Genomic DNA, 11,190 nt, shown 5'->3' with positions numbered 1-11,190 from the left:
ATGCCTGGCGCACACAAAAAAGCTTTTGCCTCCGGCAAAAGCTTTTTTCTGAAAATGAGTTTCATACCTGTTGGTGAATTCCCGCTTTCATAAATGTTTTGTTTGCAAACGGACCTGCAGCCGGCTTGAAAACCCAAATGGTGAATATTAAAACCTGTATTGTATCCTGCACGTAAACACATTATCCTTCACATCCTCCGTATACCCGGTCAGTGCAGTCGTTTCATTCTTCACCCAATCATAATACAACATCAGCTTTGTATTCGCATCAAAGTAATGCACATAACCGGCGCCGAAAGTATTATACTTAATATCAGCTTTGGTAAAACCGGCATCAGTAGCACCAATCTGCGTGCCTTTCACATCCCTGTTAGGATCATACCAGTCATATTTCAATACTATCAGGTCCTTGGGCGAACCTAAATTCTGCAAAAAGTAAAAGTAAGCCCCATCAAAGTTGCGAACGTATAACGGCGCATTGACTGTTCCATTCATAGGAATCGCATACAGGGATTCAGAAGAACTGAGCGTTGCTGTCTGTACCCCACGAATATATTCTGCCCTGAACTCTGTAAATCCTCTTTTCTTCCCGTTAGGGATCTTCAATTGTACATCTGCACCATAATAGTGGCGGGGAGCGATCTTGCCTACATTAGCAGCAGATGAATCTACTTTGAACACATCGCCACCAACCTTATATATGTAGTTCGTGAACTGTTCATACCCTCCATACAGGCAGGAAATACTACCCGATAAAAGCCAGTTGGCAGCATTCAATCGCTGTGGTTTGACAGATAAACGGGCAATGAGGTCTTTATGGCTATCAAAATCACTGCTGGCATTTAAACCCTGCCCATTGAACAGACCGGCATCTATACGCATAAAGCGGAAAGGATTATCCTGTCGGCGAGGTTCAAAAGTAACCATAGCACCCAGATCTCTTTCCGTTTTCATGAGGATTTGAGACATACGCCCACGTTCCGGTGTTTCACGATCGCTGGAGGCAAGGTTGATTTCATACCCGAACGGCCGGGCGAACATACCAGTGGTAACAGAAAATACATCCCAGCGGTTTTCGAACAAACGCCCAAAGAAGTCACGAATAAATACCCCTCTTTCTGTTCCGTCAAACTGAAAAGCGAACTGTACCACAGGCATCTGATTGGCATTATACCGCTGGTAGTCAAGGCGGAAACGGCCACGACGAAGCATGAAACGATTGTTTACATGATCCGGGAAATTGCCACCGGCGTAGGTTTCAATGCCTTTACCCTGGGCCAGCTGGAATTGAGGCTGGATGTAGCCACTGAAACGCATGGCGTCGTATTTCTGGTAGAGAGAGAACATACCTTTGCCAAGATTCTTGGTGGTATCAATCATGTCCATAAGGAACTGAGCCTTTGCAAGACTGGAAAGGAGAAGGAACACACCGACAATCGGCAGGAGCTTAAGCCGCATTCAAGTTGAAATTTGCGGCAAAGAAAGCAAAAATTTAACAATTTCTTAAATAAGCGAAAGGTTCTGGATTTTTCCTTCGGAAAAATCCAGAACCTTTCGCTGCGGTCGCATTTAGGGGCGCCGGAAAGGCGCCCCTAAATGCGACTAAAACTAAAACTTAAACTAGAATTGCAGATATATCGGCAGCATCGTCTGTGAACTCTTCACCTGCGCCAATAACCAAATAAAAACTACCATAATCACCACATTCCCTACAACCGGCACCTTACTCAACAAACTCTCAGTCCCCAACTCCATCTTCTTCGGCAGAAAATGCAGGAACATCCCCAGCAACATCACCCAGAACACTGCCGTATACCCATTATACAACTCCAACCACACCTCCGGCTGGAAATCATACACCACCTGGTGTATCAACGCCCACGCATCTGAGAATGTCGAAGCCTTAAAGAATATCCAACAGAAACACACAAAATTAAACGTTACCAACACGCCCACTACCTTCAACACACCTCCCCAAAAACCGGAAGGCCCTCCCCCTTTCTTCTTCAAATAATCAATCCTCACCTTATCCACCGCCAGCGCAGTACCATGCAACCCTCCCCAGAATATAAAATTCCAGCTCGCTCCATGCCAGAACCCACCAATCAACATCGTCAGGAACAAATTCACAAACTGCCTCACCTTCCCCTTACGATTACCCCCCAAAGGTATATACAGGTAATCCCTTAGCCAGGAAGACAACGAAATATGCCACCTGCGCCAGAACTCTGTAATACTGCTACTCTGATAGGGTGAATCGAAGTTCGGCGGAATCTTAAACCCGGTCCACCGGGCTATACCTAACGCCATATCTGAATAACCAGAGAAGTCACAATAAATGATCAGCGCATACCCATACACACCCAATAAACACTCTAACCCCGTATGCTTACTTGGATCATCAAATATATACTGCACAAAGTTCTGGTTAATAAAATCCGATATCACCACCTTCTTAAACAACCCACTCACTATCAGGTACATCCCTTTCCCAATATCCTCCCTATCCAGCACATACGGCTTTTCTATCTGCGGAATAAAATCCGCCGCCCTTACAATCGGTCCCATCATCAGTTTAGGAAAGAAAGAGAGGAAGAACAGGTAGTCCATGAAATCGTCCACAGGCTTAAATTCCCGCTTGTACACATCGACGGTATAACTCAGGTTCTCGAATGTATAGAAGGAAATACCTATCGGCAGCAACAACTTTAACGGATGTATATGCCCCAGTTCCAGGTCATTGATCATCCCGATAAAGAAGTCGGTATACTTAAAGTAAAACAGCAATCCCAGGTTCAACACGATACTCAATATGAGCAACCGCTTCCTGAGCCCGGCTTTCTCTGACTTGTATATCCACCTGGACAAATTGAAATCCACGACCGCCGACAACAATACCAACCCTACATACACGCCACAGGCCATGTAAAAGAAATACAATGAAAATACGGTGAACACTGCCACCCTGGCCCGTTTATTACTACTCGCCGCCAGGTAAAACAGCAGGAACACGGCAAAGTAGTACATGAAAAAGGCACTGTTAAACAGGATAGGATTCTCCTTATTATACGTCAGTAGACTTATGATTTTATTCAGCTCTATCGTCATCTTCATTCACGTTGTAGTGTGCGGTAGCGTACTTTTTATACTTTAAATAACTCTGGTGCAATGCTTCGTACAGTAATTTCCCCTGCAACTGGTATCCACGTACATTGAAATGGATATGATCACCCGACCAACCACCTGCGAATTCAGCATCTCTGAACCTGTTCTCCGCATTAAAGTTCCAGCAGGCAATCCCTTTTTCTTTACCATAACTCATGATCTGTTGCGTCACGACCGCTATGTAAGGATTAGGATAATAGGAGATCTTATAAAAGGTTTTATACTTTTTTCCGACTTTCTTTTTGAAGGCACGCTTACTCACCTTCTTACACTCCGGTGGCGTTGTCAGCAGAATACTTGCTCCCGGTTGATACCGGCGGATCACCGCCACTGTACTATCTATCTGATCCCTGAAATTGGCAGCGTTCAGCGAACTGTAAGCCTCATTCGTACCCAGAGAGATGATCACCAGTTGTGGTTTCAATACATCCATCTGCGCGATCAGGGTATTGTTGGCATCATTGTACTGGCTGTACATGGCGCCGTTTATACCTATAGCATTGTACTGTACCCCCGGCTTACCGTTGAACAACAGGGCGCCGTAAAAATGAAACGGCTGACTGCCCTTATCATCCCAGCGAACCTGGAAGTTCTGCACCGGCTCTTCAAAATTCAGGGTGGCCACCTTCACCGTAGAACTTGCATTCCTGAAGGGAGGTCCGAAGACATTGATATCTGCTCCCGGTGATACCACCGTAGCCTCTTCAGGTCCTGCGTCATAAAATAACTCTGCCTGGCTGATATCATTTTCCTTACTATCTTCTCTCCTGTTATATGCCAGTGCCGGTGAGCTTTGTGTAGAACTGATCACAATGGCACCCGGTCCTAATACAGAAGGTCTGTACTTGTCAATAATACGGTCAGCAGACCATCTGGCCGTACTGTTCCAACGATAATCGCCAGGGCCGTTGGTGTTGGCCAGGTTCCAGGGAAAAACCCATCCCCTGCCGGCATCTCCGAAATCCCGCTGTAGCAGGGAGGCTGTCGCCTCAGGGAAAAATCCGGCCTGAATATGAGAATCACCCAGGTGCAGTATGGATACCACCATACTATCGGACCTGTCCAGCGAAGCAAAGAACTTAAAAAGTGCAGAATCCTGTGCTATCCGGTTTGCCTGACCTGAGGCCAGACTGGCGGTTAACATAAGTATTCCTGCAAAAAATGTTGTTTTATTGAATTTCCACCTGCTTAAATTCATCCATCATAGCTTTATACAGCAGCGCCGCTACTTTGGCTGCTCCCTGTCTGTTAAAATGCGTATGGTCTTTCTGGGCTAACACCTGGTCACCGTCTACCCACTTTGCCATGGTACCCTCACCACCCATCGCAGCATACAGGTTCCAGTAAGCAGTACCATGCTGCTTAGCCAGCTCATGCTGTTCTTTGAGTAAGGCCATTACACCCGGCGCAGTCACCCAGTCACCACCATTTTTATATGATTTATCAGCTGTGCTTACAACCAGGAATGAAGTACCAGGCATCTCTTTTCTCAAAGAATCAATCACCTTCTTCATCGGTCGCGCATACCAGCTGTAGTCTGTCAACTTTGGTTTGAACAATATATTAGCGCCATACTGAAGTATGACAAGGTCATAAGGATGTTCACGCTGCATCTCCTGCACCAGTGATTTTGACAACTTTCCCAGTTCAATCCCGCTGATACCACGGAAGGAGAAGTTGTCTACATACACACCACTATCGCCTTCAAAAGACACGCCATAAAATGGCGTAGTCGTACCACCCGCCCACCTGATCGTCACATTGTTCTGTGCCGGATCCTGTGACCATACAAAACGGTTGAGCGTGTTCTGCTCTTTCAATGTATATGCCTTATCGTTGATGGTGATATTCGCATCGCCGGCAGGACCATAGAAAAGCGTGACGCGCTCAAACTTGTCCAGGCGTTTTTTATGTACCGGTGTGTAGCGCACATAACTGTTGCTACCGGGTACAAATGTGTGTCCTGAAATACCGAGTTTGATATTGGCAGGTGGCTGTTGTTTATAACTGTAATCTTTCCAGTCTTTGGAAAAAGTATGGGTGATCGTGGTTCTGAAACCTGCTACGACCGAAGTGATCGGTACAAATCCAACCCCACTGCCACCGAATGCCTTTTGCAGACTATCGCGCAGATCTTCTGTAAGCAGGTCGCCTTCGATCATGGAGTCGCCAAAGTAGGCGATACGTACTTTCTTACGTTTGCCTTGTTTCAGCTGGGCCAGTGCATCGAGGAAATGCTGGAGCCCGGCAGCTGCCGTATCGGCAGTTGGAGGCAGGTTATAGCTGATAATGCCTTTATAATCAGTAAAATCGAGGTGGTTGTCAGGATCCGGAACGTCTGCCAGCGCCGTAGCAAGGGTAGAATCAGCTACCTGTTCAGCAGCAGTTTCTGTGGAGTCTCCTTCGTCAGGGATCTGGGGTATCATGGAACTATCGACTGGGGTATCCTCATCCTGTTGTTTTCGTAAAGAATCAGGTCGCAGATCCGCCAGCATATCCAGCGAACGGGTTTTGAACCCTGCGTAAGACACAATGTTGTCAAACTGTGATAATGCTACCAGACACACTAAAGCCCCCGTAATGATATAAAAAGGATAGGCAGATTTGTTATTGCCAGACATGAATTACTCTGATTATTGGATTGGTCTACTAAAGCTAATAAAGATAGCGCTATTCCTTAACATAACTAAACGCATCTACCTGAGGCAGATGCGTTTAGTTCGTCTTTTTAACAAAATTTATTTCTTTGAATAAGCCATTTGCTCATCCAGCTTGTACAGCTTATATCGGCTGATCATACCTGCTACTCTTCTCTCCCATTCATGCCCTGCTGCAGAGTATCCACTATTGTTCATATGCTTCAGCCAGTCTTTATATTTAGCATCCCCCTTCATTTTGGAGTAATACTTCTTCTTCATGACCATTTTGGCAAAGAACTGGAAAGACGCATCGTCAGATGCAAATTCCCTGTACCGGGACCGATAGGTCACGCCTTTCTTTTTATGCAACTTGTTGCTGCCCACAATACCAAAATGGTTGTGAAGCAAACGGGCATTTTTGCTGGTTCCCATACCTGATTCCAGCATCGCAATCCCTAAGATCACACTGGCAGGGATACCGGTCTCATTCATCAATGCAATCGCCGTTTCACTGTATTTTGATACATAACGGTTCTTGCTTTGGGAGTATGCACTGTTGCCAAACAGTATGAGCATGCATAGCACTGCACAAAACCAACCTCTGCTGAACATCTTGTTCAATGTCATGGCAGTAATTTTTCTTGTACTGAATAATGTATGTTTTATCAATCTCATCATTATCGGGCGCCAGAAACATTCCTTCTTACCGGCAATATAGTTTAAAAGATTCTATAATGTGATTTTTAAATGTTAAAATATTGTAGGAATGAGGGGCTATACTTACATAAGTCTTTGGGATTCAGTAAATATTGTGCCTCTGATAGTTTGTAGTTTGCAACAATCCCCCTTGATACCGCATTTTCCACAGTTTCAAGGGGGATTTTAGTTGTTTAACTGCATGCTGCCATTGGCAAATACCATGCCATTACTTGAGGGCTATCTGCAACTCGTCCAGTTGTTTCTGGTCGATTGAGCTTGGGGCATCCAGCATAACATCGCGTCCGGAGTTGTTTTTCGGGAAGGCGATAAAGTCACGAATGCTCTCACTACCACCCAGTAAAGCACAAAGCCTGTCAAAGCCCCATGCCATACCACCATGTGGCGGCGCACCATATTCAAAGGCACCCAGCAGGAAGCCAAATTTGTGATTGAATTCTTCTTCGTCCATACCCAGCGCAGCAAACATCTTCTCCTGCAGGTCACGTTGGAAGATACGGATAGAACCACCACCTACTTCTGTACCGTTCAGTACGATGTCGTAAGCATTGGCCTTAATATCCGCATATTTAGACAGATCGTTCATCCAGCTGATCTGTTCTGGTTTTGGAGAAGTAAACGGATGGTGCTTAGCGACCCAGCGTTTATCTTCCTCATCATATTCAAAGAGCGGGAAGTCTACCACCCATAACGGTGCATATACATCTTTATTACGCAGGCCCAGGCGCTCACCCATTTCCAGGCGGAGCTCGCTCATCGCTTTGCGGGTGCGCTCTTCTTTGCCAGCCAGCACCAGGATCAGGTCTCCCGGTTGTGCACCGGTTTTCTCTGCCCAAACTTTCAGCTTGCTTTCGTCAAAGAATTTATCCACAGAACTCTTGATGGAACCATCTGCGTTATACAACGCGTAAATCAATCCGGTCATACCGATCTGCGGACGTTTTACCCAGTTGGTCAAGTCATCTAGCTGCTTGCGGGTATAACCACCAGCACCTTTTGCACAGATCGCCAACACCAGCTCAGCATCATCGAATACCGTGAAATTATTCCCTTTCACAGTATCATTCATGTTCACCAGTTTCATTTCGAAACGGATGTCCGGCTTGTCATTACCATAATATTCCATCGCATAGTCGTAAGTCATGCGTGGGAATGCTTCGTTGAACTCGATACCCTTGATCTCTTTGAAGATGTACTTCAGCATCTCTTCAAAGTTGCTCAGGATATCTTCCTGGTCTACAAAGCTCATTTCACAGTCGATCTGCGTAAATTCCGGCTGACGGTCAGCACGGAGATCCTCATCTCTGAAGCACTTTACGATCTGGTAGTACCTGTCGTAACCACTCACCATCAGCAGTTGCTTGAAGGTTTGCGGAGACTGTGGCAAAGCGTAGAACTCGTTAGGGTTCATGCGGCTTGGTACCACGAAGTCACGTGCCCCCTCAGGTGTAGACTTGATCAGGAAAGGCGTTTCTATATCCATGAAGCCTTTGCTGTCAAGGAAGTTACGTGCTGCTCTATTAACACGATAACGCAGCTCAAGGTTCTGTCTTACCGCATTTCTGCGCAGATCGAGGTAGCGGTATTTCATACGCAGCTCGTCGCCGCCATCTGTATCATCAGTAATAGTGAATGGAGGAGTCTGTGCCTTATTCAGAATAGTAAGCTTGGTCACAGCGATTTCCACATCACCTGTAGGAATATTTTTATTCTTGTTAGAACGCTCAGTAACTGTACCTTCTATCTGAATAACGAATTCACGACCCAGCGGTTGCTCTTCCAGCTGTGGATTCAGAGATTCGCCAAACAGTAACTGCGTGATACCGTAACGGTCACGAAGGTCAACGAAAGTGATACTGGTTCCTAGTTTCCGGACTGTCTGTACCCAACCGGCCAGGGTTACGGGTGTTCCTATATTCTCCAGTCGTAACTCGCCACAGGTGTGCGTTCTGTACATATACTATATCTTATGCGTTGCTCTTAAATATCATTTCAACCGATCCTGCAGTTCGCTGGAACGGTCGGCAAAGATAACGTTTGCCGCCAGCATTTCTAACCTTTATACCTGTTAAAAAACCGTTTTATATCGGTTTCCTGCCACAGTGGGGCATTGCGTAGCAAATGAGCCGTCATCTGGGCCGCCATGGCTGGTGCCAGGCTGGAACCTTTGGTTCCCAGGCCGTTGAATAAGCCTAGAGACGGCATTTCAGGGTGCATACCCAGCATAGGACGGCGATCTGTGCCGCTTGGCCTTACTGCCGCCTGGTGATCCAGCACCTCATAGGGAACTTTTAATAATTGTTGGAGTCCATTCTCAAGAAAAGCCCGCTTTTCGGCAGTTGGGTTTTCATCCGGATAATCCCAGGCAAATGTGGCACCTACCCAATAAATGTCGTTTTGACCAGGTATGGGTACCATTGATATGCTTCTTTTTACGATATCTGCTGTTTCAAATCCGGGTACCCGCACTGTCAGTACCTCCCCTTTATTGAGGAGGAAAGGGATAGCACTGAACCAGGGATTATGGGTAGTCTGGGCGCCGTCGCAAAAGATCACTGCCCTGGCGTGAATGTCGCCATAAGTGACACTGGTTGGCTTTGCTTGCAGCTGGGAAGGCAGGAAACGCTCTTCCAGCAGGGAATTATGTTTCTTCAGGTATTCTCTCCAGATGGGCAATAACTGTTGCAGCAGCACTGTCCCCCCTTTTATAATGGCTGCGCCAAAAGGTTGATCCAGCCACTGGTCATAATGGGCTATAGCAGCGGCCGATGGTAGTCGCATATAATCCAGACCTGTCGTTCTGTCAAAGAATGCCGTCTTCAGCTGTTCTGTAGGCAACACTGTCCACAGATCCCGCTCTTTATATACAGGCAACCCCAGCAATTCCTCCATTTCACGGTAAGTGCGCAGGGCTATCGGATAGATCTCGTCGTACAACCACGCCACTGTAAAACGTCTGCCCGAAACCGGATTCACCACACCTGCCGCCACACGGGAAGAACTGTTTTCCTTGTATTCGTCTATGACGAGTACAGAAGCTCCAGCCTGCATCAAGCTGTAACTTAGCATCGTACCTGCGATGCCCTGACCTACTACCAGATAATCTACATTCATTTGATATGCAAAATAATGCGAAAATCGCTAGCTCGTAATGATAGTGGTCAATGGAAGAAATGACTTATTCTGCACACAGGCCCCTGATAAGGCCCGGCAGTACCGCAATAGCCCCAATTTTAAAAAATCTTTTGATGCCTGATCAAAACCTTAATGATGAGGGTACAATACGACAGCTGGCAGAGGGCCCGAATCCGGGCTGGCAGGCGTGATCCATTCTATTCGGGGTGCTGCACCTTTGTAAGAAATTTTCAATGGATAATATCCCTTTTGTAAGGGCACGATAAAACTTTGTTTATCAAATGTCACATTGCTCATCGCATTGCCCAGAGATACTTTCACGCTGTCTTCTGTATCGATAAAAAATATATAATAACCATCTGTATCAATCCTGATCCCGCCTTTTAGTAATCCCGGCAAAGTATCCAGGCCACCGGGTTTCAACTGCTTTGGCAATGGTTCGGATTTCAATGTTGTTCCTACTTTAAAACTACCACGTATCGTATCACTATATTCATCTCTCACACAAATAGACTTGATGGTAAATTGTACTGGTATCGTCAGATCCAGTTTACCATTGATGCGTGGTGATGCTGCTGTAGGTACCGTACCATCTGTGGTATAATGCCAGTCAGACCTTTCGTCCGGCCAGATGTAGAGCGGGAATGATTTATCTTTCAGCACAATACCCGTCATTGGATGGTACCTGGGTTGATCTGTGGTATAACCTGCCCACGTAAATTTCAGCCCATCGAACACGGTTTTAAAGATCATACTGTTGTGCGTTTCTCCTGCATACGGTGTTACCTTCCAGTGTAATGAAGCAGGTGCCTTTTCTCTGAAAATAGAATCCAGCTGAGATACCCCCATATCACGCATCGCTGCTCCTTCCCTGCCGGTAATGTACAGCGATGCATGTACCTGGCTCATACCCGCCAGTTTCTCCCCTGTTTCTTTGAGCAGCAAACCATTGTCCCACCACATCGCAGGGTCTGAAATAAGGTAAGACTCAAACAGCATTGGGTCATGCAGAAAAGCGTAAATCCCAAATAAACCCGCCAGCGATGAGCCTACATATACCCGGTTGTCCGCACGGGCAGGGTATTTTTTTTCAATGTAGGGCATCAGTTCAGTCTTCATAAAGGCGAGGAATTTATCGGCTCCCCCTGAGCGGGAATTGCCTTGCAAACGGCTGGGTGTAAAATCCCGGTCACGCACTCCCATGTTTTTCATACTGACTACAATACAGGAAGGTACAAATTGAATTTGTACAAAACGCTGCATGTGTGCAACGATGTCATTGTTCCATTCGCCATCCGTTACATAGATCACTTCATACTTTTTCCCTGAAGCGGGATCATAATCATCCGGTAGTTCCACTTCAATCTGACGCATCTCTTTCAGGTTGTCAGAGTAAAGGGAATCACTGATGATCTTCATTTGTTGTGCGGTGGCATTGGCCGCCAGAAACATGACAAGGAGAATACTGATGGTTTGCTTCATGACCCGGAAATCTTGGTGTGGACTAAAAAATACCACTTTGTGATAAAATTGA

The 11,190-nt window shown here is 46.2% G+C and carries 8 protein-coding genes; all 8 read right to left on the bottom strand.

Annotated features, from left to right (window positions below):
• Positions 1 to 147 precede the first annotated feature (147 nt).
• The 8 genes from BW716_RS30720 to BW716_RS30685 all read right to left on the bottom strand — a co-directional run bounded on the left by BW716_RS30720 (position 148) and on the right by BW716_RS30685 (position 11,138).
• The gene (locus tag BW716_RS30720) at positions 148 to 1,458 is read right to left on the bottom strand and encodes a porin (RefSeq protein ID WP_235643982.1); all 1,311 of its coding nucleotides are present in this window, start codon (positions 1,456 to 1,458) and stop codon (positions 148 to 150) included.
• Positions 1,459 to 1,620: 162 nt separating this feature from the next.
• On the bottom strand, positions 1,621 to 3,114 hold the full coding sequence (locus tag BW716_RS30715) for an MBOAT family protein (protein ID WP_083729902.1): 1,494 nt from the start codon (positions 3,112 to 3,114) through the stop codon (positions 1,621 to 1,623).
• Positions 3,089 to 4,309 (bottom strand): GDSL-type esterase/lipase family protein, encoded by a 1,221-nt coding sequence (locus BW716_RS30710; protein ID WP_179091344.1) that lies wholly within the window; start codon positions 4,307 to 4,309, stop codon positions 3,089 to 3,091. The genes BW716_RS30715 and BW716_RS30710 overlap by 26 nt, the downstream gene beginning before the upstream one ends.
• Positions 4,310 to 4,334: 25 nt before the next feature.
• A complete protein-coding gene (locus BW716_RS30705) occupies positions 4,335 to 5,786 on the bottom strand; it encodes a hypothetical protein (protein ID WP_083729900.1) in 1,452 nt (483 codons plus the stop codon).
• A gap of 117 nt (positions 5,787 to 5,903) precedes the next feature.
• A complete protein-coding gene (locus BW716_RS30700) occupies positions 5,904 to 6,431 on the bottom strand; it encodes a glucosaminidase domain-containing protein (RefSeq protein WP_179091343.1) in 528 nt (175 codons plus the stop codon).
• Between the two features lie 298 nt (positions 6,432 to 6,729).
• Positions 6,730 to 8,478, bottom strand: coding sequence for an aspartate--tRNA ligase (aspS, locus tag BW716_RS30695; RefSeq protein WP_083729898.1), 1,749 nt, complete (start codon positions 8,476 to 8,478; stop codon positions 6,730 to 6,732).
• 95 nt (positions 8,479 to 8,573) lie between these two features.
• Entirely contained in the window at positions 8,574 to 9,635 is a 1,062-nt protein-coding gene (locus tag BW716_RS30690) for an FAD-binding oxidoreductase (protein WP_083729897.1), read from the bottom strand.
• Between the two features lie 150 nt (positions 9,636 to 9,785).
• Positions 9,786 to 11,138 carry an alpha/beta hydrolase-fold protein gene (locus BW716_RS30685; RefSeq protein ID WP_083729896.1) on the bottom strand — a complete coding sequence of 451 codons (1,353 nt, stop codon included), beginning with the start codon at positions 11,136 to 11,138 and terminating at the stop codon, positions 9,786 to 9,788.
• Between the last annotated feature and the right edge of the window lie 52 nt (positions 11,139 to 11,190).

It is taken from the genome of [Flexibacter] sp. ATCC 35208, assembly GCF_001975825.1.
Classification (GTDB): Bacteria; Bacteroidota; Bacteroidia; order Chitinophagales; family Chitinophagaceae; genus Chitinophaga.
This window is presented reverse-complemented; position numbering and strand designations above follow the sequence as displayed.